Annotated in this window: 24 protein-coding genes, 2 rRNA genes, 1 other RNA gene and 1 pseudogene (1 of these 28 cut by a window edge); 5 read left to right on the top strand and 23 right to left on the bottom strand. The window is 51.3% G+C overall.

Annotation, left to right across the window (positions count from 1 at the left end; translation table 11 throughout):
- Positions 1 to 5: 5 nt before the first annotated feature.
- From AC2IBB_RS29020 to rsmI, 7 genes are all read right to left on the bottom strand, one after another.
- Entirely contained in the window at positions 6 to 1,532 is a 1,527-nt protein-coding gene (locus tag AC2IBB_RS29020; protein ID WP_486330156.1) for a UDP-N-acetylmuramoyl-L-alanyl-D-glutamate--2,6-diaminopimelate ligase, read from the bottom strand.
- A 1-nt stretch (position 1,533) separates the two neighbouring features.
- Positions 1,534 to 3,306, bottom strand: a complete 1,773-nt coding sequence (locus AC2IBB_RS29025) for a peptidoglycan D,D-transpeptidase FtsI family protein (protein WP_486330157.1) — start codon at positions 3,304 to 3,306, stop codon at positions 1,534 to 1,536.
- Positions 3,303 to 3,698, bottom strand: coding sequence for a cell division protein FtsL (gene ftsL, locus AC2IBB_RS29030; protein WP_216736735.1), 396 nt, complete (start codon positions 3,696 to 3,698; stop codon positions 3,303 to 3,305). Before ftsL ends, AC2IBB_RS29025 begins: the two co-directional genes overlap by 4 nt.
- Complete coding sequence (rsmH, locus tag AC2IBB_RS29035) at positions 3,698 to 4,627, bottom strand: 16S rRNA (cytosine(1402)-N(4))-methyltransferase RsmH (protein WP_486330158.1); 930 nt, start codon at positions 4,625 to 4,627, stop codon at positions 3,698 to 3,700. Before rsmH ends, ftsL begins: the two co-directional genes overlap by 1 nt.
- Before the next feature lie 4 nt (positions 4,628 to 4,631).
- Positions 4,632 to 5,036, bottom strand: coding sequence for a division/cell wall cluster transcriptional repressor MraZ (gene mraZ / locus AC2IBB_RS29040; RefSeq protein ID WP_486330159.1), 405 nt, complete (start codon positions 5,034 to 5,036; stop codon positions 4,632 to 4,634).
- A 435-nt stretch (positions 5,037 to 5,471) separates the two neighbouring features.
- Positions 5,472 to 5,837, bottom strand: an RNA gene (gene rnpB / locus AC2IBB_RS29045) — RNase P RNA component class A.
- A 72-nt stretch (positions 5,838 to 5,909) separates the two neighbouring features.
- Positions 5,910 to 6,758, bottom strand: a complete 849-nt coding sequence (gene rsmI / locus AC2IBB_RS29050; RefSeq protein WP_486330160.1) for a 16S rRNA (cytidine(1402)-2'-O)-methyltransferase — start codon at positions 6,756 to 6,758, stop codon at positions 5,910 to 5,912.
- 182 nt (positions 6,759 to 6,940) lie between these two features.
- On the opposite strand from rsmI, the gene AC2IBB_RS29055 reads away from it, so the two are divergent.
- The 3 genes from AC2IBB_RS29055 to AC2IBB_RS29065 are packed head-to-tail and all read left to right on the top strand — an operon-like array spanning position 6,941 to position 9,822.
- Positions 6,941 to 8,797, top strand: coding sequence for a penicillin-binding protein activator (locus AC2IBB_RS29055; RefSeq protein WP_486330161.1), 1,857 nt, complete (start codon positions 6,941 to 6,943; stop codon positions 8,795 to 8,797).
- The gene (locus tag AC2IBB_RS29060) at positions 8,797 to 9,171 is read left to right on the top strand and encodes a YraN family protein (RefSeq protein ID WP_486330162.1); all 375 of its coding nucleotides are present in this window, start codon (positions 8,797 to 8,799) and stop codon (positions 9,169 to 9,171) included. The genes AC2IBB_RS29055 and AC2IBB_RS29060 overlap by 1 nt, the downstream gene beginning before the upstream one ends.
- Before the next feature lie 57 nt (positions 9,172 to 9,228).
- Entirely contained in the window at positions 9,229 to 9,822 is a 594-nt protein-coding gene (locus AC2IBB_RS29065; protein ID WP_486330163.1) for a phosphoheptose isomerase, read from the top strand.
- A gap of 62 nt (positions 9,823 to 9,884) precedes the next feature.
- On the opposite strand, the gene AC2IBB_RS29070 is transcribed toward AC2IBB_RS29065, so the two are convergent.
- The 13 genes from AC2IBB_RS29070 to AC2IBB_RS29130 all read right to left on the bottom strand — a co-directional run bounded on the left by AC2IBB_RS29070 (position 9,885) and on the right by AC2IBB_RS29130 (position 20,926).
- On the bottom strand, positions 9,885 to 10,307 hold the full coding sequence (locus AC2IBB_RS29070; RefSeq protein WP_486330164.1) for a ClpXP protease specificity-enhancing factor: 423 nt from the start codon (positions 10,305 to 10,307) through the stop codon (positions 9,885 to 9,887).
- An 86-nt stretch (positions 10,308 to 10,393) separates the two neighbouring features.
- Positions 10,394 to 11,026, bottom strand: a complete 633-nt coding sequence (locus tag AC2IBB_RS29075) for a glutathione S-transferase N-terminal domain-containing protein (RefSeq protein WP_486330165.1) — start codon at positions 11,024 to 11,026, stop codon at positions 10,394 to 10,396.
- Between the two features lie 110 nt (positions 11,027 to 11,136).
- The gene (locus AC2IBB_RS29080) at positions 11,137 to 11,895 is read right to left on the bottom strand and encodes a cytochrome c1 (RefSeq protein WP_486330166.1); all 759 of its coding nucleotides are present in this window, start codon (positions 11,893 to 11,895) and stop codon (positions 11,137 to 11,139) included.
- Positions 11,895 to 13,127, bottom strand: coding sequence for a cytochrome b (locus AC2IBB_RS29085; RefSeq protein WP_486330167.1), 1,233 nt, complete (start codon positions 13,125 to 13,127; stop codon positions 11,895 to 11,897). The genes AC2IBB_RS29080 and AC2IBB_RS29085 overlap by 1 nt, the downstream gene beginning before the upstream one ends.
- A complete protein-coding gene (gene petA, locus AC2IBB_RS29090; RefSeq protein ID WP_486330168.1) occupies positions 13,127 to 13,708 on the bottom strand; it encodes a ubiquinol-cytochrome c reductase iron-sulfur subunit in 582 nt (193 codons plus the stop codon). The genes AC2IBB_RS29085 and petA overlap by 1 nt, the downstream gene beginning before the upstream one ends.
- 249 nt (positions 13,709 to 13,957) lie before the next feature.
- Complete coding sequence (gene rpsI / locus AC2IBB_RS29095; RefSeq protein WP_486330169.1) at positions 13,958 to 14,350, bottom strand: 30S ribosomal protein S9; 393 nt, start codon at positions 14,348 to 14,350, stop codon at positions 13,958 to 13,960.
- An 11-nt stretch (positions 14,351 to 14,361) separates the two neighbouring features.
- Positions 14,362 to 14,790, bottom strand: a complete 429-nt coding sequence (gene rplM / locus AC2IBB_RS29100) for a 50S ribosomal protein L13 (protein WP_011399611.1) — start codon at positions 14,788 to 14,790, stop codon at positions 14,362 to 14,364.
- A gap of 230 nt (positions 14,791 to 15,020) precedes the next feature.
- Positions 15,021 to 15,803 (bottom strand): TatD family hydrolase, encoded by a 783-nt coding sequence (locus tag AC2IBB_RS29105; protein WP_486330170.1) that lies wholly within the window; start codon positions 15,801 to 15,803, stop codon positions 15,021 to 15,023.
- Between the two features lie 14 nt (positions 15,804 to 15,817).
- Positions 15,818 to 17,395, bottom strand: a complete 1,578-nt coding sequence (gene prfC, locus AC2IBB_RS29110; protein ID WP_486330171.1) for a peptide chain release factor 3 — start codon at positions 17,393 to 17,395, stop codon at positions 15,818 to 15,820.
- A gap of 66 nt (positions 17,396 to 17,461) precedes the next feature.
- On the bottom strand, positions 17,462 to 18,121 hold the full coding sequence (locus AC2IBB_RS29115; RefSeq protein ID WP_486330172.1) for an energy-coupling factor ABC transporter permease: 660 nt from the start codon (positions 18,119 to 18,121) through the stop codon (positions 17,462 to 17,464).
- 3 nt (positions 18,122 to 18,124) lie between these two features.
- Positions 18,125 to 18,595, bottom strand: coding sequence for a ribosomal protein S18-alanine N-acetyltransferase (gene rimI / locus AC2IBB_RS29120; RefSeq protein WP_486330173.1), 471 nt, complete (start codon positions 18,593 to 18,595; stop codon positions 18,125 to 18,127).
- Complete coding sequence (locus AC2IBB_RS29125) at positions 18,588 to 19,364, bottom strand: hypothetical protein (protein ID WP_486330174.1); 777 nt, start codon at positions 19,362 to 19,364, stop codon at positions 18,588 to 18,590. Before AC2IBB_RS29125 ends, rimI begins: the two co-directional genes overlap by 8 nt.
- A gap of 17 nt (positions 19,365 to 19,381) precedes the next feature.
- Positions 19,382 to 20,926, bottom strand: coding sequence for a 2-isopropylmalate synthase (locus AC2IBB_RS29130; RefSeq protein WP_486330175.1), 1,545 nt, complete (start codon positions 20,924 to 20,926; stop codon positions 19,382 to 19,384).
- 541 nt (positions 20,927 to 21,467) lie between these two features.
- On the opposite strand from AC2IBB_RS29130, the gene AC2IBB_RS29135 reads away from it, so the two are divergent.
- Entirely contained in the window at positions 21,468 to 22,502 is a 1,035-nt protein-coding gene (locus AC2IBB_RS29135) for a PEP-CTERM sorting domain-containing protein (protein WP_486330176.1), read from the top strand.
- 45 nt (positions 22,503 to 22,547) lie between these two features.
- On the opposite strand, the pseudogene AC2IBB_RS29140 reads toward AC2IBB_RS29135, so the two are convergent.
- A pseudogene (locus AC2IBB_RS29140) lies at positions 22,548 to 22,745 on the bottom strand (integrase core domain-containing protein); the annotation flags it as partial.
- A 123-nt stretch (positions 22,746 to 22,868) separates the two neighbouring features.
- On the opposite strand from AC2IBB_RS29140, the gene AC2IBB_RS29145 reads away from it, so the two are divergent.
- Complete coding sequence (locus tag AC2IBB_RS29145) at positions 22,869 to 23,195, top strand: TIGR00266 family protein (RefSeq protein WP_486330177.1); 327 nt, start codon at positions 22,869 to 22,871, stop codon at positions 23,193 to 23,195.
- A 190-nt stretch (positions 23,196 to 23,385) separates the two neighbouring features.
- Here AC2IBB_RS29145 and rrf read toward each other — a convergent pair.
- Positions 23,386 to 23,498: ribosomal RNA gene (rrf, locus tag AC2IBB_RS29150) — 5S ribosomal RNA — on the bottom strand.
- Between the two features lie 117 nt (positions 23,499 to 23,615).
- Positions 23,616 to 24,212: ribosomal RNA gene (locus AC2IBB_RS29155) — 23S ribosomal RNA — on the bottom strand; it runs 2,294 nt beyond the window's last position.

A 24,212-nucleotide genomic window follows, 5' to 3' on the forward strand; every position in this document is an offset into this window, starting at 1 on the left:
CTTCTTCAAATTTCGCGGCTGGCGGAACTTGCTGCGCCCCGCGCGCCAGCGACAGCAACCAAACAACTGCGAGCTATCTCAATGTCCGAGAACGGCATGCGCCGCCCTTGAATCTCCTGGTAATCTTCGTGCCCTTTGCCGGCCAGTAAAATCACATCCTCCTGAGCGGCATGCTCCACCGCGAAGCGGATGGCGTCATTTCGAGGGCGCACCACTTGAAAGTGCGCGCCTTGTTCCGCGCCTTTCACTATCTGCGCGACAATACTTTCCGGATCTTCCCCGCGAGGATTATCATCAGTCAGCACCACCTCGTCCGCATATTGCGCGGCGACAGCCCCCATCAAAGGGCGCTTGCCCGGGTCACGGTCACCGCCACAGCCAAACACACACCATAGGCGTCCGGGGCAATGTCTGCGCGCAGCCTTCAGCGCAACCTCCAGCGCATCCGGCGTGTGCGCGTAGTCCACCACAACTGTCGGCGTCTGGTCTTCGTGCAGCGGTTGCATACGCCCAGTCACCGGTTTCAACCCCGCAATCTGCTGGCGTACGGCCTGCGGCTCCGCCTTCAACGCCGACATGGCCGCACAGGCGGCCAAAGCGTTGGATAAATTAAATTCGCCTACCAGCGCCAGCCTCGCAGGCTCACGCGTCGCGCCCAGATCAAGCTCAAAGCTCATTCCGTCCGCGTCAAAATGGACGTCGTCCGCACAGATCCCCGCAGCTGTCTGATCACAGCCTCCCAGGCTGAACGTCAAAGTTCTAGGACCTTGAAGCTCTTGCGCCCAACGCGCGCCGAAAGGATCATCCTGATTAAAAATCCGCCAACGCACTGAATCCGATAAGAACAGCCGTTTTTTGGCCTCAGCGTATGCCTCAAGCGTACCGTGATAGTCCAAATGATCACGGGTAATGTTGGTCAGTATCGCCACATCAAATTTGACGCCCGCCGCCCTGTCTTGATCCAGGGCGTGGGAAGATACTTCCATCGCCACCAGCTCAATACCTTCATCGCGCAGCTCCGCCAGCACCCTATGCAGAGACACCGCATCCGGCGTGGTATGCATCGTCGCTTTCAGGCCGCCCAGACGACCATAACCAAGCGTGCCCACGACCGCCGCCGACATTCCCAGCCCTTCCGCCAGTTGCGCGACGTAATGGGTAACCGAGGACTTACCATTAGTGCCGGTGACGCCCACTACTTTCATTCGGTGCGTCGCCTGACCGAAAAAACGGTGCGCGACGATTCCAACCACCGGCCGCACATTAGCCAGCTCAATGAAGACCACCTCGCCTTTTTCATATACATGCGGACGCGTTCCCGGCAGCAGCACCGCGCGGGCGCCCCTGGCCAGCGCATCCTCTACATACTGAGCGCCATTTGAGCTAACGCCCTCAGCTGCGACAAACAAAGCGCCGCTGGTGACTTTCCTGCTGTCCTGCTGGATATCCGATAGCCAGCAGTCTAAAGCAGCCGGAACCTCAGCAATTCCCTTCAACAGTTCCGCCAGTCGTTGTTGCGCGACACCTGGCATATCAGCCTCCATTCCTTTTACTGTCGGAGCCGCTTGCTCCTGCGACCATAGGTATGGCCCGATCAGGCGCCACATTCAGCAGGCGCAACGCATTGGCCACCACTCTGGCGAAAACCGGCGCGGAGACTTCTCCGCCGTAATATTCCGATCCCTGCGGCTCATTCATCACAATAGCCATCGCCAGCCTGGGCCTTTCTACCGGAGCCAGGCCCGCAAACACAGCGTTATAAGCGTCATCTGCATACCCATGCTCGCCGACTTTATGTGTGGTGCCTGTTTTGCCCGCCACGCGATACTCAGCCACATGCGCCCGGGTTCCCGTGCCGCCCTTCAGCACCACTGTCTCCAGCATTTCCCTGATCTGTTTGGAAATATCCGGTGACATAACCTGCTGCGGAGAGACGTCCTGCTGCCCCCCCTTGATCAAACTAACAGGTCTGCGGACGCCGTCCGCGGCGATCGCCATGTATGACTGCGCCAACTGCAACGCGGTCACTGACAATCCATAGCCATATGACAGCGTCGCCAGACGAATGGGCTGCCACTTGGTGAAATTTGGCAGCACCCCTACCGCTTCTCCCGGAAACTCAATGCCGGACGACTGCCCAAAACCCGCCTCATAGAAGGTTTCAAAAACCGCCTCACCCCCGATTTTCAGGGCCACCTTGCTGGTGCCGACATTACTGCTCTTGGTTATGATCGAAACCAAATCCAGCGTGCCATAATCACGAGCGTCGCGAATTGTCTGCCCGTTCAAACGCAGGAAACCCGGACTAGTGTTGATCCGGGTTTCCGTTGTAAAACTCCCTGTCTTCAGCGCTGCGGCTATCGACAAGGGTTTGACGGTAGACCCGGGCTCGAACAAATCCGTCACCGCCCGGTTTCGCAACCCCGAGGGGTTCACACTGTCCCTGTTGTTGGGGTTAAACGAAGGCTGATTCACCATCGCCAACACCTCCCCGGTCCTCACATCCAATATCACTAAGGACCCGGACTTGGCGTGATGCGCCTCAACCGCCGCCTTCAGCTCCCTGTACGCCATGTACTGCAAGCGCAAATCAATGCTTAATTGCAGGTCTGTTCCCGACTGGGCGTCCTGCAGAAGACTCAAATCCTTGATCACGTAACCGCGACGATCCTTCAGCACTTTTTTTCTGCCGTTAACGCCGCGCAGATATTCGTCAAAAGTCAGCTCAACGCCTTCCTGGCCTTTTTCGTCGATGTCCGTGATGCCGACGATATGCGCCGCGACTTCCCCGGCAGGGTAATAGCGCTTGAATTCCCGTTTTGCGTATAAGCCCTGTAGCTTCAAATCCATCGCCAACCGCCCGATTTCCGGTGATAGCTGGCGCTGTACGTAAATAAACTCTTTACCCTTATGGCGACGCAGCCGCTTCACCATCTCGTCGGACTGCATACCAAGCAATTTCGCCAGCTTACGCCAGCCTTCATCACTCTCATGCGCTTCCTGCGGATTCGCCCACAAGGTCACAACAGGCGCGCTGACCGCCAACGGCTCACCATTGCGATCCAGTATTTTGCCGCGAGTCGCCTGAATGGGTTCAACCCGAACCGTACGCATATCGCCTTGCGAGCGCAGGAATTCATGATTAATCACTTGCAGATCAATCACTCGCCAGACCAGCACGATAAAACACGCGACCAACATGACAGCCACAGCGTAATAACGCCAAAGCATGGTTGGGGCAGCCTGCCCACCCTCCGCCTGCTCCATGGCGCCGCGCAGAGTTGTCCGCCGGTCGTTGGCCTTCATCTCACAATCTCAATTTTGGTAGCGTCAGGGACATGCATGCCAAAGCGCTGATCTGCAATCTGCTCTACCCGGCTATGGGCGCTCCAAGCGCTTTCTTCCAGCAATAGCTGAGTCCACTCGCGCTCGTAGCGGTCTTTATCCCGCTGTAGCGTCTGCAACTCGATAAACTGCTGCCTGTTCAAATGCACGGCATAGACCGTAGCGACGCCGGACACCACCAGCGCCGCCAGCAATGACAAAGTAATCAGCGCCCGCCCCTTGATCATGCTTGCGGCAAGGCGACACGTCTCTCCCCACCACTCCAATACGACAGGCAAAATCGGCTCACGAACCGTTTTGCTACGCCTTGTCGCCAGCGGAGTAGCCTGGCCTGTAGAACGAATCAAAATCATCAACATTTCTCCAATACACGCATTACGGCGCTGCGCGCCCGTACATTGGTCGCGACCTCAGACTCGCCTGCGCGGATTTTCTTACCTACCAATTTGGCCTTCTGCGGCTGCTCATCCACAACAGGCAACCACTTCGGCGTTTTGGGCCCTCGCACAATGTCCCGCATGTATTGTTTAACCATGCGATCTTCGAGAGAGTGGAAGCTGATAACGGCCATGCGTCCGCCCGGCTTTAACGCAGCGAAGGCCTGCTCCAACCCCAGGGCCAAATCGTCCAATTCCCTGTTGATGTATATCCTGATTGCCTGGAACGCGCGCGTCGCCGGATTCTTGCCTTTCTCCCAACGGGGATTGGCCGCCGCGACAATTTCCGCCAGCTGCAAAGTCCGGGTAATAGGCTGTGTCTGACGCGCAGCCACAATAGCCTTCGCCATCCGACGCGCAAAACGCTCTTCGCCCAAGTCCCAGAGCACCTTGCTGATTTCCTCTTCTTTTGCGGTATTCACCCATTCTGAAGCAGACTGACCGCTGTCCGGGTCCATGCGCATATCCAATGGCCCGTCCTGCATAAAGCTGAAGCCCCTTTCGGCTTCATCAAGCTGCGGGGAAGAAACGCCCAAGTCCAGCAATACGCCGTCAACACCTGGCCACTGCAATTCAGAAACAAACGCAGCCATGTCAGCAAAAGAGCCTTGCCGGAATAGAAATCTGTCGTCGCCAGAAAACCTTTCCATCGCCGTCCGCCTCGCACGTGGATCTTTGTCGATACCCAACAACCGTCCCTGTGGCCCCAGCGCCTTCAGAACCTCCGCACTATGACCACCCCGTCCAAAGGTGCCGTCTATATACAACCCATCCGCTTTGACGCCTAACGCCTCAACAGCCTCGGCCAACAAAACCGTTACGTGTCCGTATTGATTACTTTCCATAGTGTTATAACGCGATGTTCATCAATTCTTCGGGAACATCCTGGCCAAGCGCATCCTCATCCAGATATTCATCACGCCGCTTCGTCCAGTAATCTTCGTCCCACAACTCAAACTTCTTACCCTGCCCCAATAGAATCAATTTCTTATCCAGATATGCGTAATCACGTAGCGGCTGGGACAACAAAACGCGTCCCGCACCATCAATTTCCAGTTCAGTGGCGTGGCCCAGCAAAAGTCGCTGAATGCGCCGGGTCGCCGGGTTATATGCTGGAAGCGCTGCAATTTGGCTTTCAATCTGCTCCCACTCCGGCAGCGGATAAATCAGTAGGCAGCGCTCTTGTGTGTCAATGGTGGCGATCATTTGGTTGTTGCTTATTTCGGCAATACGATCCCGGTAGCGCGTAGGCATAGCAAAGCGCCCCTTTGAATCCATGTTGATCGCATTGACCCCTCTAAACACTTATTCGCCCATCTCAGAAGGTTTTCGCCACAAAAAACCACAATCATCCACTTTTACCCACTTTTACACACTATAGAAAGCGGAAGGCAACATTTCAAGATGATTAAGTTACGGATAGGCCAATAAATTCCTCTTAAAAGACAAGTAGTTACAGAAAAAAAGGGGAAAAAATAGACAGATTTCAGACAAAAATAGCTTTGCAATCAAAGCGCTAGAAGAATTTCTTTAGATACAAGCTCGCATCTAAGAATATTTAGCTATAAAGAGAGTCGCGATAAATAAAACGAGGCATGTACACGCCCAATTAATGGCCGCACAGCTTTACTGTTAAGAGGAGTTAACCCTGAAACACTTAAATATAAGAGTTCAGGGTTAAAAAGAGAAAAGAAGAGCTTGTCTGTAAGCCGGGTTCTGTCGTGGACAGTCATTCATCTGGGATGCATGTCGCCATGCACCTCTAGCGACCTACCCGGATCCAGCGTGGGCCACGCCATTGGATCCCTATTTGGTCTTGCTCCGAGTGGGGTTTTCCATCGCCATGGACTGTTGCCAGCCATGCGGTGCGCTCTTACCGCACCATTTCAACCTTACCGTTCTGCCGAAGCAAACTTAGGCGGTATACTTTCTGTTGCACTTTCCGTCGGCTCGCGCCGCCCAGGCGTTACCTGGCACTTCGCCCTGTGGAGCCCGGACTTTCCTCCATCCCGCACCTAATAATAGATGCGAAACAGCGACTGCCTAACAAGCTCTGGCGGCAAGATTAGCGATTTCCCTCTTCCGACACAAGCTTTGCGCCGAGATGCTTCCAAAGAAGTCGCGAACTTAATCGTCTTTTAAAGCCAGCGCCTGCTGATAAAGCTCGTTCTTACCCACTCCCGTCAATGAAGACGCCAGCGCCGCCGCCTTTTTAACAGGCAACTCTTTGAGCAACGCCTGCAGCAGTTGCGACACTTTGACTTCCACAGAATCGCCCTGCTCTTTGCGCCCACCTTTCACCACCACGACAAACTCACCGCGCTGCTGATTCCCATCCGCCTGCATCCAGGTTTGAACCTCATGAACGCTACCCGCCTTTATTGTCTCAAAGGTTTTGGTCAGCTCTCTGGCGATCACCACCTCCCGATCACCTCCCATTACAGCGTCCAGGTCCTCCATCATCGCCATGATCCGATGAGGCGACTCATAAAACACCATCGTACGCGTCTCATCTGAGAGTTCTTGCAACCGACTGCGCCGACCAGAGCCTTTAGCAGGCAAGAAGCCCTCGAAAACAAACCTCTCACTCGGCATGCCGGACGCAGACAAAGCCGCCACCAATGCACACGGGCCCGGAACGGGAGTAACCACAAAGCCAGCCTCTCTGGTCGCCCTCACCAGAGGAAAACCAGGGTCCGATATGAGCGGGGTGCCAGCGTCTGATATCAAGGCAATAGATTTCCCGGCCGCCAATTCCGACAATAAGCGCTCGGTTTTGGCCTCTTCATTGAACTGATGCAAAGAGGTCATCGACGCATCAACGCCAAAATGGCTCAGTAACTTACCGCTATGCCGGGTATCTTCCGCCGCAATCAGATCCACCGACTTCAGTATGGCAATGGCTCTGGGAGTCATATCCTCTAAATTTCCAATCGGCGTCGCCACTATGTATAAAACGCCCTTCGCTTCGCTCATAATTCTTTCATCTTATTAATCACTGAAATTTCCACCCCAACCTTGGCCTTTGCTAGAATGGCTGCTGTTTTTGTATTTACGCACGGCTTCTCGCATATCGCCGCCAACAAATAACCGCCGCGGCCGGCCTAAGTTAACCATAAATCCGGCCTGACTTATAACTATTGCTCTCTGGTAAGCGCATGCAGCGAAAACATTACTATCCATTTCACGCCCTGCTTTTAGCACTATTTCTATCCTTACTCAGCGGATGCGAGGGCTTACCCGTCAAAGGCGGCGACTCTAGCGCACAAAACGCAACCTCTAGAGATGAAGCGGAGCGAGAACTTCAGCTGGCCGAAAGCGCCCTCCCTCCAGAAAAGGCCAACCACATACTCAAGGCCTTGGACATTTACCTCGCAAAAGGCGACTACGCAAATGCGCAAAAAGTGGCGGAGTCCATAAACTCCACCACTCTGACTCTACCTCAGATGGAGCAGTTTATTATTCTTGGCGCCACTCTAGCCTTGGAGCAGAACCGCCCGGACCAGGCTCTTGCATACTTCAACGCCGCTCCATCCGGAGCCTTCGCCAGCCGCCCGGTGGACATCCAGTTACGCGCCAACGAATTGCACGCCAAGGCGCTTATTGCGACAGGTTCCTCTCTGGACGCAGCCCAGCTTTTGGTTTACGCCTCCGGCCTCTATACAGGTGAAGAATATTGGCGAGTGCTGGACAGTGTCTGGAATGCACTCCGCGCCACTCCCAGCCTGGAACTCAGTCGCGCATTGGAAACCGCACAGGATTATGACTGGAGAGGATGGCTTGAACTGATCACCGCCGTACGCCAGAACCAGTTCAGCCTGGAAATGCAGCTAGTCGCTCTGAAAAGCTGGCGCCAGCAATGGACCGACCACCTGGCAGCCAAAAGACTTCCCGCCGAACTTAAAATGCTGGCGGAGCTTCCCAACGAACGGCCGAGCAAAATTGCTCTATTGGCCCCACTAAGCGGCAACCTGGCCAAAGCCGGAGAAGCTATTCGAGACGGCTTTCTGGCAGCTTATTATCAAGACATCAACAGCAGCGAAAGCGACGGCCAAGGGCCGGAAATACAGATCATTGACTCCGGAGCCATCGAAAACGTCGCAGACCTTTACCTCTCCCTGCAGCTGGAAGGCTACGACCTGATCATTGGCCCACTGGAAAAGGAAGCCGTCGCCCAGCTCGCCGGCTTCCCTGAGCTTAGCCCTCCCGTCCTGGCGTTGAACTACTTGGACGAAGGCGTCACCCCGCCGCCCGGCATGTATCAATACGGGCTGGCCGCCGAAGACGAGGTGCGCCAGATTGCCAGGAAGCTAATGTCGGAAGGAAAACGCGGTGTTGCAGTAATTTACCCAGACGCCCCCTGGGCGATCAAACTCGCCAGCGTGCTCGACAGAGAGTACGCGACCGCCAACCTCCCCCTGCCTATTCCATACAAATATGTGGAGGGAGAAAACTATTCTGACGGAATCGCTCACTTACTAAAGATCAACGAGAGCAAGCAAAGAGCCAGAAAACTGAGGAACGCCGCAGGCAAGTTTCAGTATGAGCCGCGTCGCAGGCAAGATATAGACGCGATCATTATGATCTCAACGCCCTATGTCGCGAGGCAGTTAAAGCCCTTACTGCTTTTCCACTATGCGAGCGATCTGCCAGTATACGCCACATCACAGATATATGGCGGCGTCCCGCAACCAGACAAAGACCACGATTTGAATGGCATTCACTTTACAGAAACGCCCTGGCTATTGAGCCAATCCCTGCCGTTAAAACAGGATATCCGCTACGTTGCTGACACTACGCGCTATGAGAGACTGTATGCAATGGGCGCAGACGCTTACACCATCGCTCCGCGACTCAGCCTGCTGCGTCAGTTCCCTGATAGCCAAATACAAGGAACGACAGGCAACCTGTTTATGAATGACGCCCAGCAAATACGCCGCATTCTGGAATGGGCCATATTTGAAAGAGGGGTTGCGAAGGCAGAACTAAACAGCCCAGAGCAGGCATCCCAGTAATGCCTCTCAAGCGCCTGATCAGATCCATTGATATCGGCCGCGCCGCAGAAAGCCAAGCGGAGAAATTTGCTCGCACCCAAGGTTTTACGATCGTTGGGCGTAATTTTCGCTGCAAGGGGGGAGAAATCGACCTTATCGCCCGACATGGCGAATACCTGGTTTTTATTGAGGTGCGTCATCGCAGCAGCGATAAGTTCGGAAGCGCCGCCGAGTCGATCACCAAGAAGAAGCAGCAACGCATTATTCTCGCCGCCAGCACCTACCTTCAGAAGAAAGGTTTAACAAACACGCCATGCCGTTTTGATGTTATCGTGGGCAACCTTGAATTAAACACAGGCTTTCACTGGATACCAGACGCATTTAGCTGTTGGTGACATCCGACATTGCTATTTTCACACCAGCAAAGACTATCGCTAACTCCGGATTTATTTATGAACAGTATTGAACGCATCATCTACCTCTTCGAAGAAAGCATTAAAGCGAAGCAAGTCTCCGCCCAATCGCTCCCTCCCCTGATTGATGCAGCAGGCCAGCTGATGGTCCACGCCCTTCTTAGCGATCACAAAATTCTTTGCTGTGGTAATGGAGGCTCCGCCGGAGACTCACAACACTTCTCCTCAGAACTGCTAAACCGCTTTGAGCGAGAACGCCCCAGCCTGCCCGCAATCGCCCTGACAACCGACACATCAACCCTTACCTCCATCGCTAACGACTACAGCTACAACGAAGTGTTCTCCAAGCAGATACGGGCTTTAGGCTCAGAAGGCGACGTGCTTTTGGCTATTTCCACAAGCGGCAACTCCGCAAATATAATTCAAGCAATACAGGCCGCCCACGACAGAGGCATGAGAGTAGTTGCTTTGACGGGTAAAGACGGCGGCAACATGGCCTCACTACTCCAAGCCGAAGATGTTGAGATCCGAGTTCCCGTTACCTCCACTGCTCGCATACAAGAGGTACACCTACTGACAATCCATAGCCTATGCGACTACATCGATCGCGAGATTTTTGGCCCTATCGATTGACACAAACAAAAAAGCCGGATGACTGGCCACACCACTCATCCGGCTTTTCATACTCCAATCGCTTATTTGACGATCTTCAGGCTCGGCTTGGAACCATCTCTCCCCCCACCTTTCGGTGACGGCGCCGGAGAAGTTCCCGGCTTACCTTTATTGCTAGGCGGCTCAGGCGCTCCACCTGGCTCGGAACCAAACACCATGCCCTGCCCATTTTCCTTCGCATATACCGCCAACACAGCCATTACAGGGACGGACACCTGACGCGGCACCCCACCAAAACGAGCGCTAAACTCAAGATAGTCATTGCCTATATTCAAACCACGCACAGCCTGCGGACTAATGTTAAGCACGATCTGACCGTTACTCACAAAGTCACGCGGCACATCTACACCTTGAAGCGAAGCATCGACAACCACGTAAGGCGTCAGATGGTTATCAAGAATCCACTCATTCAGAGCTCGCAATAAGTAGGGACGACTGGGGGTCATTGGTATGCCAATTCAATTAGAGCTTAAGGGGGCAACACAAGCCCCCTCCAATTAGATATATCAGCTAAACATTTCCTGTAGATATATCAGCTAAACATTTCCTGTTCGATATCGGACAGGCTAGCTTTGAAGGACTCACGCGAGAATAGGCGGTCCATGTACTTAATCAGCGGTTTAGCTGGCTTTTCGGGAAGCTCGATCTTCATGAGCTTCAAGCGCCACAACAGCGGAGCAACGCAACAGTCTACAATTGTAAACTCTTCGCTCATGAAGTAAGGCTTCTCTGAAAAGATGGGGGCCGCCGCTATCAAGCTTTCGCGAAGCTGCTTGCGCGCTTCTTCAACTCCAGCTGTATCCGACTTACCTTGCAGGACCGTATCCGCCAGACTACACCAGTCTTTCTGGATTCTGTGCATCAACAAACGGCTCTGCGCCCGCGCGACCGGATATACCGGCAATAGCGGAGGATGAGGGAAACGCTCATCCAAATACTCCATCATAATGTTTGGTTCGTACAGCGACAGCTCACGATCCACCAATGTTGGCAGCGTGTTATAAGGATTTAGATCGGCAATCTCCGCAGGCTTATCATCAGGATCAACATCGATGATGTCTACCGCCACCCCTTTCTCAGCCAGAACAATACGAACTCTATGACTGTAGTGGCTCTGCGGATCAGAAAAAAATGTCATTGATGACCGTTTGGTCACGACTCCCATAGAATTACCTCGGTCGCTTGCAACTCAGATTATTCATAAAAGAAAAATTCCAGCACCGGGAAACCGATGCTGGAGCTTTTATCCAAGGTCGAACATTATACACGAAAAGACTAGTGAACGTCTTTCCAATATTCTCTGTTGAGGAGGTATGCAGGTACGAACAGAATCACCAGGAACAACAGTACGTATGGAGCGATATCTTCACTTTCCAATCTAGAGGGCTCTCCCACATAGGCCAGAAAGTTAACCATATCGCGAATCGCCGAGTCATATTCTTGCGGCTCCATGCTACCGGTCGTTGCATATGACTTACATCCAGGAGCGCCAACAACAACTCCACTCAACGGATCAATACCAGCCTTAGTACCCAATTCTGGCTTATCTGCACACAGCCCTTGCAGATCAACCAAAACGTGAGGCATACCAACATCCTTGAACACAACATTGTTTACTCCCCAAGGCCGGGATTCGTCCTTGTAGAAACCACGCAAGTAGCTATACAACCAATCAGGGCCACGCAACCTCGAAACCAGCGTCAAGTCTGGCGGCGGAGCGCCAAACCAGCCCTGCGCCATAGATGGAGCCATTGCGATTTCCATCAGCTGCCCAATTTTCGCATCTCCGAAAATCAGATTTTCTTCATAAAGATTATGAGGAATACCAATATCATCCGCCACACGTTCATAACGAGAGTATTTTAAGGAATGACAACCCATACAGTAGTTAGTGAACAACGCAGCGCCCCTTTGCAAAGAGGGCTTATCGCGAATGTCGACATCAACGTGATCTAAGTGAACATCTCCACCGCCAGCCGCGTATGCAAGAGACGTCACGCACGAGAGAAGCAGAACTTTGAGTATGCTTTTCATTAGTGAGTCACCCTCTCTGGTACAGGTTTAGTCTTTTCTGCTCTGGTATACCAAGGCATCAATAGGAAGTAAGCGAAATATAAGCCTGTACATAGAGGCGCAAGCCAACTTGGCTGCTCATTAGCCGGCAAGACTCCACAAACACCCAAAATCACGAAGCTGACGACAAGCACAAAAAGTGCAACTTTGCTCATCGTCCCCTTATAACGAATAGACTTCACAGGGCTACGATCCAGCCAAGGCAACACAAACAGGATTGCGATTGCAGCCCCCATAACGACGACACCCCAGAATTTCGCATCCACGCCAAACAGCGGATATGTAATTGCCCGAAGCATCGCGTAAAAAGGCGTGAAGTACCATACAGGCGCAATATGCTCCGGCGTTTTCAGCGGGTTTGCTGGCTCAAAGTTAGGCTTTTCAAGGAAGTAGCCATTCATTTCTGGGAAATAGAATACAACTACACAGAACACAAACAAGAAAACTATCAAAGCTACGATGTCATGCACCGTATAGTAGGGGTGAAAGGGGATTCCATCTTTAGGAATACCATTTTCATCCTTGTTCTTTTTAATCTCAACGCCATCTGGGTTATTGGAGCCCACCTCATGTAACGCCAAAATATGCAGAACCACCAAACCAAGCAATACTATTGGCAAAGCGATGACATGCAAGGCAAAGAATCGGTTAAGAGTGATGCCCGATATGAGATAATCGCCCCGAATCCACTGCGCCAAATCTTCGCCTACATAGGGTATGGCTCCGAACAAAGAAACGATAACCTGCGCCCCCCAGTATGACATTTGCCCCCAAGGCAACAAGTAGCCCAAGAACGCTTCCGCCATCAGACACAGATAGATGGTCATGCCAAATATCCAAACCAGCTCACGAGGCTTTTTGTAAGAACCGTACAAGAGCCCTCGGAACATGTGCAGATAAACGACAACAAAAAACGCAGAAGCGCCAGTCGAGTGCATCAACCGAATCAGCCAGCCAAACTCGACATCACGCATAATATACTCTACTGAAGCAAACGCGCCTTCAGCGGAGGGGTTATAGCTCATTGTTAACCAAATACCCGTGAGTAACTGATTAACCAGAACAACCAAAGACAGCGAGCCAAAGAAATACCATACGTTAAAGTTTTTAGGCGCATAGTACTTGCTCATGTGCTTTTCGAAGGCATCGACGACAGGCAAGCGATCGTCGATCCACTGGATAAGCTTCTGCATTATGCGTTCTCCTTGTCTTCACCTACGATGAGGTTCACGTCATCAACATACATGTGGGGAGGCACTTCAAGATTCTTGGGAGCAGGGACATCTTTAAAGACCCTTCCCGCCAAGTCGAACTTGCTGCCATGACAAGGACAGTAAAAACCGCCAACGGTTTCATCAGGAATAACTTCTGGTAAAAACTTTGGCGAACAACCCAAATGCGTACAAATTCCTACCAGTATGACGTATTCATCTTTGATGGAGCGGTGGGGATTTTGAGCATAAACGGGCTGTTGCGGTTTTTCAGATTGCGGATCCTGCAAATTTCCCGCAATTGCATCCAACCCCTTCAGCATTTCCGGCGTTCTCCGCACCACCCAGACAGGCTTGCCCCGCCATTCAACGGTCATCTGTTGACCAGGTTCAAGCTTACTGATATTGACCTTAACAGGCGCACCAGCAGCTTTCGCTTTAGCGCTTGGGTTCCAGGAAGCGACAAAAGGCACGGCTGCGCCGATGGCGCCGATACCTCCAACGACCGAGGTTGCTCCCACCAGAAAACGACGGCGGCTCTTATTCACGTCGTCTTTCGTCATACTAGGTTTCTCCCATCAGGCAGCAATTTGAGGCCAAAAACAGGCCATTATGCTCTTATTTCTTCAGGCGTAAAATCCGGCTGACATACTAATTAAAATGCCTTATCGATACAAGGACGACGCGCGTGCGGCGCGGCCTTGTATCAACAATATTGATCCAAGTTAAATATCTGTCGGACGGCCTTCACCGTTGTTTCAGCGGAAACAAAAAAGCCCGGATTACCGGGCTTTTTATTGAAAGCGTATTGATTAACGCTTGGAGAATTGCGGACGCTTACGCGCTTTACGCAGACCCACTTTCTTACGCTCAACTTCACGAGCGTCGCGAGTAACATAACCGGCCTTACGCAACGGCGAACGGTTTGCTTCATCGTACTGAATCAGCGCACGGGTGATGCCGTGACGAATAGCGCCAGCCTGACCAGAAGGACCACCGCCTTTAACAGTAACAAATACATCAAAGTTACCGATAGCATCCAACAGCTCCAATGGCTGACGCACAACCATACGAGCGGTTTCACGACCAAAATAAGAATCCAGATCAGTCTGGTTCACAGTAATTTTTCCGCTACCGGGTCTCAGGAAGACGCGAGCAGTCGAAGTTTTACGACGACCTGTACCGTAGTATTGAGTAACAGACATATCCACCTTCCTTAAATTTTCAGTTCAATCGGTTGCTGAGCGGTATGCGGGTGTTCAGCCGAAGCATATACCTTGAGCTTTTTCAGCATCGCACGACCTAAAGGATTGCGCGGCATCATGCCTTTAACAGCTGTTTCGATAACACGCTCAGGAGCATGTTGGATCAGCTTGTCGAAAGACATTTCTTTCAAGCCGCCAGGATAGCCTGTGTGGCGATAGTACATTTTGTCTTGAGCTTTGTTGCCAGTAACACGCACTTTCTCTGCGTTTACCACAACAATGTAATCCCCTGTGTCAACGTGAGGGGTATATTCCGCTTTGTGCTTGCCCCTCAAGCGACGGGCGATTTCGGTTGAAAGACGTCCAAGCGTCTTGTCGGTCGCGTCTATAACATACCAGTCACGCTTTACGGTTTCTGGCTTAGCGCTGATCGTTTTCATTTAAATCCCGCCTTACTCTTAAATTCTCGGCTGATTAATCCAAATAAAACGCACGCTGCGCATTCCCTACGAAGGGAAATTACAACGACGTTCTGACTTTTCGGAACCTTGGCTTCGGGGCTTCGCCAAAGTCCCATATCTATTGCAAATCCGGGCGCAGGATTATATTGCACTTCCTGTTCAATTGCTACTCTAAATCCAATTAATTACGCACAACAAACTCACTACGGTTATTTCTCAAGCTCTGGGAAGGAGAATGTCTGAATTGTATTTCGAAGAACCGCATCGGAGATCCGCTCCGGTGATTCTTTCCTCAACATACACAACGCCCTGAATACCTGGGGAACAAGCTCGGGCGAGTTGCGCATTCCTTGCCGGCCGCACAACGGCATATCCGGCGCATCGGTTTCCAGCACCATGGACTCCAATGGAAGCCTGGATACGGCTCTTCTGGTTTTTTGCGCCCTTTCATAAGTAATGACGCCACCAACCCCTAACTTAAGCCCTAGTTTTATAAACTGCATCCCCTCTTCGTAGCTTCCAGAAAAAGCATGCACAACCCCCCGCCGAACGCCAATCTCCCTGACAGACTTAGCAACCAGGCTGTGCGTCTTTCGAGAGTGCAGAATCACGGGAAGATCACACTCCTTAGCCATACGCAGCTGTTCACGCAAAAAGCACTGTTGAACGCTGAGGTCGATACCCGCTGTCACATCAAGCCCACATTCCCCTATCGCTAAGACATTAGCGCGCTGTAAGCGCACCTTGTCAGCCAATTCGTCCAAATGATCAACAGAGTGCTGATGCAGATATAACGGGTGAATCCCCAACGCATAACTGAGCATTTCAAATTGCCCGGCTAACTCAAACGTACGCTCCCAGTTATGAACACCAATTGACGGCACGATGATCTGTTTAACGCCCAGCTTACAAGCGTTGTGCAACACAGCATCCCTATCGCAATCGAACTCGGGAAAATCAAAGTGGCAATGGCTGTCTATAAAAGTCGCCATCGCCCCCCCCCCTCTTAATGCTCTCGAGTCTTCCGGAACTGAACATCGGGGTAACGCTCAATCGCAAGCTGTAAATTAACATTTGTCGGCGCCAGATAAGTTAAGTTGTCACCGCCATCGAGAGACAAGTTTTCGGATACCTTCCGCTTGAACTCTTCCAGCTTTCTCGAGTCTTTAGCGTCAACCCACCGTGCAGTGGAAACATTAACCGGCTCATAGACCGCATCTACTTTGTATTCAGACTTAAGCCGATGCACCACCACATCAAACTGAAGCATACCTACCGCCCCAACAATCAAATCGTTGTTATTGAGCGGCCGAAATACCTGTACGGCCCCTTCTTCCGACAACTGAATCAGACCTTTCTGAAGCTGCTTGGATTTCAGAGGGTCCTTGAGACGTATACGACGGAAAAGTTCCGGAGCAAAGTTGGGTATGCCGCTAAACTTAATATCTTCACCTTCGCTGAAGGTGTCGCCAATCTGAATGGTGCCGTGATTATGTAAACCAATGATATCGCCAGCGAAGGCTTCCTCCGCCCTGGCTCGGTCTCCCGCCATGAATGTCAGCGCATCCGCGATACGAACGTCCTTACCCAGACGTACGTGCTTTATCTTCATGCCCTGCTCATAACGTCCGGAGCACACTCTTAAGAACGCAATTCGATCACGATGCAGAGGGTCCATGTTCGCCTGAATCTTGAAAACAAAGCCGGAGAATTTCTCATCTTCCGCCTCAACTACACGCTTGTCGGTTTCTCTAGACTGCGGCGAAGGAGCCCATGCAACTAAGCCATCCAGCATATGGTCAACGCCAAAGTTACCTAACGCCGTACCAAAGAATACCGGCGTCAACTCGCCCACCAGAAAGGCCTGCTGATCAAACTCATGGGAAGCGCCCTGCAACAGCTCAATTTCACTACGCAAGCCCTCCGCATCCGAACCGAGTATCTGGTCCAGCTCGGGGTTGTTCAATCCTTTAACGGTGCGTCCATCCTGCAAGGTATGTCCTTTGCCTGTTTGATATAGAATGATTTCGTCTCTCAGCAGGTGGTAAACGCCTTTAAACCCTTTTCCCATCCCGATGGGCCATGAAATCGGGGCGCACTTAATTTTCAGCACGTCCTCAACTTCGTCCAATAACTCCATGGGGTCACGGATATCACGATCGAGCTTATTCATGAAGGTAATGATTGGCGTATCACGCAAACGTGTAACCTCCATCAGCTTGATAGTGCGCTCCTCCACCCCTTTAGCGCTATCTATGACCATCAGACAGGAGTCAACGGCTGTCAACGTACGATAGGTATCTTCAGAGAAGTCTTCGTGGCCTGGCGTATCAAGTAGGTTTACCAAAGAGTCGCCATAGGGAAACTGCATGACGGAAGTCGTCACGGAGATCCCCCGCTCCTTTTCCATCTCCATCCAGTCGGACTTCGCGAATTGCCCAGACTTTTTACCTTTTACCGTACCGGCTTTCTGCAGCGCGCCGCCGTGAAGAAGCACCTTCTCAGTAATAGTGGTTTTACCCGCATCAGGGTGAGAGATAATGGCGAATGTACGACGGCGTTTGATTTCTTCACGAAGTCCCATGACAAACCTTGAACATCTGGCGAATTGAGGGCGAACATTATAGCGCTGTAGACAGAGTGTCAAAAGCTATTGATAGCGACTGGAATCAAAGGTCCTAAGCAAGTGTGGAAAGTACACCATCATGCCCGTCGCCAGCATCCCGTTGATCACTCCTTCCGGCAAGGCTATCAAAGGGAGGTAGGCGAACATTAAAGAGTGGTCCTGACTCCACTCGCCACCTCCAAGCCAGCAGATCGTCATACCAAACAGAACACTGGCGACTATAGACAGCCCACCTCCCAAGAATCCGTTCACCAGAGGGTAAGCAAAGAACAACTTCCCACCCGACCTCCTTTCCATACCCACAACCCATTTGGTCACCATAACAGGAATGAATACTGCCCCAAAAAAATTCAAGGGGATCAATAACCAGGGAGTAGCGCCTTGGAACGCGAGTAGCGACAGACCAATAAAACCCGCAAGTATCGCCAACTCCCAATCCAAAATCAGAGTTAACGCACTTAGGAGAAGAAAGTGAAGAGATACTCCGATGTCAACATCAATTCTGAGACGCCAAAACAGCCCAAGAGCCAACGCGCATCCCCAGAATATATGCTGTAACGTATTATCTTTCCGCAAAAGCGAAATACAACGCCTGACCCATAGCAGAGCAATACAACTAAGCACTACCCCCCATAACCCTAATTCAACAGCTACAGGTAGAGAATCAGTGCGCCAATATTCCACAGCTTACTTTTCGCAACTCAATTTCATCGACATTACAATGGCGTCTTCGCGCCCACCAGAAGCAGGGTAATAGGCCTTTCGATAACCAATTTCCTTAAAGCCCAACTTTCTGTAGAGCTGCACGGCTACAACATTGCTCGCGCGCACCTCCAAGAATAGCTCAACCATATTTTGCGCACGAAAACGCTCCAACAGAAACGTCATAAAGGTCGCTCCCAAGCCATTTCCTTGCAGTGCGCGCGCCACGCATAGGTTGAGTAAGTGCGCCTCGTCTATAACCATAGATGTCACCGCATGCCCAATCAGCTCTTCCTCATACATAGCTACCCAGCATTCAGAGGTCCCTGTCAGGCACTCTTTAAAAACACCTTCTGTCCATGGGTGAGAATAAGCCCCACGTTCATTAATTAAGACTAAGGGTAAGTCCGCTTCGGTCATTAACCTGAAAGCAAGGCTGGATTTTTGATCAATCATTGGAGTACAGATACTGACGAAGCTTACGCCACACGTTTTTTTTGATAGATGGGTTCTGAAGCATGTCATCCAGGGACGGCAATTGCAGAAGTCTATCTCCTATCCAAACAGGGTCCAAAGCGCCCAAAGCCACTGCAATTTCTGCATCACAGAATAGAATGCAATGCTTCAGACTACCAACTTCTGACCAGCGCGCTAACAGTTTGACCAACATGGCGTCATCTTGCATCGGCAGCCCTTTACGCTCAAACGGCGGCCAGGAAAAAAAGTTACACCCCTCTTTCCATTTCTCTCCTGAGCCAACAGCCAGAGCAATATTAGATAAAAGCCGCCCCCTGGCCGTATCAGGCGTTATTTCGTCCTCACTCTTTGCCAACGCCAACAAGCCGACACCGTCCCACTTAACACTCATTACACGCAGCTTTTCTATAGCTGTAGAGGAAGCCTCTATCAGAGCAGGTTTTGAAGAAGGCTCCTGCTTATCTTGCTTTAGCGCTCCTTTCTGCTTCACCGGTTCAGGCTGGGCAATGGTAGACATCGCCTGACGAAGAGCCGCTACCTGTTGAGTGCTTTTCAAGGATGGCGTTTTTGGTGGCTCAGGTCTTTTTTCAAACCGCTCAGAGGCCGCCGGCACAATCTGCTCGGCCGTCTCATCAAACTCAAATAAAGCTGAAGGGGCGGCATTGGCCAATGGACGGCGCGCATACCACACCGCAACGCCGATCTCGGTTAAATATGTCTGCCGGTCGTTTTCGTACAATATACTCATAAATTTACACGCAGAAGCTATACGTCGCTCTGCGGATGCCGCTTCCTTTTATCTGAAAAAATCAAGTTCAAGGCATTTACATACGCCTTCGCCGAAGCGATTACTATATCCGTGTCTGCTCCAACACCATTGACAATTCGGCCTCCACGCTCCAAGCGTACCGTCACCTCTCCCAGGGAGTCCGTGCCACTGGTAATGCTGTTGACCGAATAAAGTTGCAAGCTCGCTCCAGAAGATGCGATTACTTCTATAGCCCGATAAGTAGCGTCGACAGGCCCACCACCCTCCGCTGAAGCTGTACGCTCATCTCCGTTTATCATCAGCGTGACTTTGGCAACCGGAGTCACTCCGGTTTCACTACAAACGGACATGCAGACCAACTTATAAACTTCATTATCTTCGGACAACTCAACGGCGCTTACCAATGCCTGAAGGTCTTCGTCGAAAATTTCGTGCTTCTTATCCGCCAAATCCTTGAAACGCGCAAAAGCTTCGTTCAATGCTGTTTCTGATTCAAATTCATAACCAAGCTCATGCAGCCTGGAACGAAAGGCGTTACGACCAGAGTGCTTACCCAAAACCAGACTGTTAGTGCGCCACCCTACGTCTTGCGCCTGCATAATCTCATAGGTTTCTCGATGCTTCAGCACGCCATCCTGATGAATACCTGATTCGTGTGCAAAAGCATTAGCGCCGACTATCGCTTTATTAGGCTGCACCGGGAACCCCGTAATTGTCGAAACCAAGCGCGAGGTCGGCACAATAAACTGTGTATCCAGACGAGTTTCAACGTCAAAAAGATCCCTGCGAGTTCTCACCGCCATAACAATCTCTTCGAGTGCAGCATTACCGGCCCTCTCGCCCAGCCCGTTAATAGTGCATTCGACCTGGCGGGCGCCATTCATCACCGCCGCCAAAGAATTCGATACCGCCAGCCCGAGGTCATTATGGCAATGCACGGAGAATATCGCTTTATCTGCATTGGGAATTTTTTCCAGCAAGGTTTTAATCGTCTCCCCAAATTGCTGGGGAATCGCATAACCCACTGTATCAGGGATGTTGATTGTTTTCGCTCCGGCAGTAATCGCCGCCTCTATAATTCTACAAAGAAAATCAATATCGGAGCGCCCAGCATCTTCGCACGAGAACTCAACATCACCGGTATACTTCCTTGCACGCTTAACTGCGCTGACCGCCTGCTCTACGACTTGATCAGGCTGCATCTGCAACTTGTATTTCATGTGAATCGGAGAAGTGGCGATGAACGTATGAATTCGAGCTGACCTGGCTGGCTTCAATGCTTCTGCTGCACGATCAATATCTTTGTCCAGCGCTCTCGCCAAACTACATACGGTGGAATTACTGACAGACTCAGCAATCGCTTTAACCGACTCAAAATCTCCAGGGCTAGCGATAGCAAAGCCCGCCTCAATGACATCCACTTTCATCTTTTCCAGAGCTTTGGCGATACGCAATTTCTCATTCTTAGTCATGGACGCGCCAGGGCTTTGCTCTCCGTCGCGCAAGGTCGTATCAAATATCACCAAATGTCCGTTACTCATCACGACTCTCCTACTTCTTTCTATAGACATCCGCCATTATGGAAAATCTTATGCGCCTTGATATAAACAATCACGACTATAAGTATGTCACAGGAAGGATACCTGAACCGCATTCCCGCCCCTCCTTGTAGGTTCTATGAGAAAAATCATGCAGCGTTCAAAGACTTTACACTTTGTCAGCCTTTCCTGTTGCTCTCATTGTTATAATGAATAGAGATAAGAAAATGCTTTTTAATGCAGAATCCCTTGAAAAACCTTCTGTAGCAAATAAAACCAGAGCATTATGACCTAGTCCAAACCCGACCCCCACCCACATAGAATTAAGCCATTAAGATTATCCGCTAACATCTTTACCGAGAATACTTTCTCTTCCTATGTCCAACGGGTTTACAGGTTTCAACAAGCGACAAATCAGACAACCCAAAATTAAGTCATTATCTCCATTAACATTTTAACAATGATGGCTAGGTTTGTGCTTACTAGGCCCCGAGTTATTACTAGATATAAATCCACAAGCTATAACCGACATCAGGAGTTAACGATGAAAAAACTAGCGTGCTCTTTCGCACTTACTGCGCTACTGCCCCTCTCGGCAATGGCGGACTCTATTTCACCCTCTTCCTACTCAGCAACACTAGGTGTTGGCGAGAGCGTGACAATCACTAAAACCGTCACCATCGACGCGAAAGCCACTACTTCCAAAGTAGATGTATTCTTCTTGATGGACGAAACAGGCAGTATGGGCAGAGACATAGCGGCCGTAAAAGCAGCCGCGAGCTCAATACTAAGCACTGCAACTGGCTTTGGGGATATCAATTTCGGTGTTGGTGGTTACCGTGATACACGTGATGCTTTCACTTACCGCACACTCACAGATATCACTGCAGACACTTCTGTGACGCAAGCCGCAATCAACGACTGGACGGCAAGAGGGGGGAGCGACTTCCCAGAAGCAAATATCTACGCTCTCGAACAAGTAGCAAGCACTGTTTCATGGCGCCCAAATGCCGAGCGCATTCTTCTTTGGTTCGGTGACGCAACAGGCCACGACCCGTCTCTGGGGTCAACTGAAGCCAGCGCCACTGCAGCCCTCCAGGCGGCAAGCATTCAAGTGGAAGCAATCGACGTCGCATCCAGCTGCAGTTCAGGCTATTGTTTGGACGGCACCGGACAAGCCAGCCGTATTACAGCGGCAACTGGCGGCACCTACCATGCAGGCATCAATACCTCCTCACTGGTTGACACTATCAACGAAGCGATTTCCGATGCTATATCCACATACTCTGAAGTAGCGCTTGATATTTCTGACGCACCTCCTGGCATGGTGTCCGTATCTCCTGGCGTATACACTGGATCATTCACTCGTGATAGTGCTGCAACTTACGAGTTTGAAGTCACATTTACTGGCACGACTCCAGGAACTCACGATTTTGACATCTATGCCACTGTTGACGGCGGCCGTGTCGCTACAGAAAAAGACCACATTGTTGTAGCCTCTGCAGTTCCAGAGCCCACCAGCTTAGCGCTCATGGGCCTTGGATTGGCAGGCCTTTTAGCTCGCCGTAGAAAAAGCTAAGCGATAATGTGCCTAGACTTGGAATAGGTTGACATCTATTTCGCCTCAAAACGCCCGATACACCGTATCGGGCGTTTTGTATTTCAGGGCTAGATGAGGCCGCTCCCGGCTATAAATATCAACGGACTCATCGACCATCGTCCGGGACCACTCCAAGTCCCCTGACCGCATCAGCAGTAATTCCTCCTCCAGAGTGCTTTTCACCCGATCCGCCAACGCGTTCAGATAGAAGTCATAACTGTCGTGTAATCTCTGGCTTGAACACTATATCCCTCTTTGCGCGATCACAGCCCGATCTGGGCTAGCGACCAAGTGTTTACGACGACAGTACGTGGACAGGGCGACTCGACACCGTGCACCTCCCTAATGTTTGCGGACGAGTCCAGCCTGGGCGAAAGCCTCTTCCTTATTCGCTGTAGCGGCGATGGCGACCTCTGGTTCAACACTTACGGCGGCATGATTATGCTGGATGTGGATGGCGACTATGTTGTGGACACCGGAAATATCGTTGCGTTTACGGAAGGGCTGGAATACAGCATAACCAAAGTAGGCGGCTATAAATCCCTGTTCTTCTCCGGCGAAGGCTTTGTCTGCCGTTTCAGCGGCAAGGGCAAGGTATGGATACAAACTCGCAGCGTACAAGCTTTCACCAGCTGGGTTTACCCATTCCGTCCGGTACAGAGCAAGGGATAGGCATCTCCTTCTCGACCCTGCTTCACTTGTCGCATTAAGGGCAGGTGAAGCTTATTCAGACGCTGAGCACTGAGCGATAAGAGTGAGTGATGACAGGGAGAGAAGGGCCTGGAGCGAGCTTATGTTTCGGCCTGGGCTAAATGACAGGCATAAAAAAACCCGCCATAAGGACGGGTTCTTCGTATTAAGAGCCTGACGACGACCTACTCTTGCATGGGAATCCACACTACCATCGGCGCTGGACTGTTTCACTTCTGAGTTCGGAATGGGATCAGGTGGTTCCAGTCCGCTATGATCATCAGGCAAAACTGTTAAGCTTTGTCTTAGTTCTAGCTTGTCTAGTTGGCGCTTGGTCAGAAGACCTTTAACTTGGATAAGCAGTTATACTCAATCAATACCGGTAAATTACTTCGGTGTTATATGGTCAAGCCTCTCGGGCAATTAGTACTGGTTAGCTCAACGCCTCGCAGCGCTTACACACCCAGCCTATCAACCTCGTGGTCTACAAGGGCCCTTTAGGAGGATCAAGTCCTCAGGGAGATCTTATCTTGAAGGGGGCTTCCCGCTTAGATGCTTTCAGCGGTTATCCCGTCCGAACGTAGCTACCGGGCAATGCGATTGGCATCACAACCCGAACACCAGCGGTTCGTTCACTCCGGTCCTCTCGTACTAGGAGCAACTCTCCTCAAATCTCCAACGTCCACGGCAGATAGGGACCGAACTGTCTCACGACGTTCTAAACCCAGCTCGCGTACCACTTTAAATGGCGAACAGCCATACCCTTGGGACCGGCTTCAGCCCCAGGATGTGATGAGCCGACATCGAGGTGCCAAACACCGCCGTCGATGTGAACTCTTGGGCGGTATCAGCCTGTTATCCCCGGAGTACCTTTTATCCGTTGAGCGATGGCCCTTCCATACAGAACCACCGGATCACTAAGACCTACTTTCGTACCTGCTCGACGTGTTTGTCTCGCAGTTAAGCGCGCTTATGCCTTTACACTAACCGTACGATGTC

The sequence above is a fragment of the Hahella sp. NS-SX17 genome (assembly GCF_057367735.1).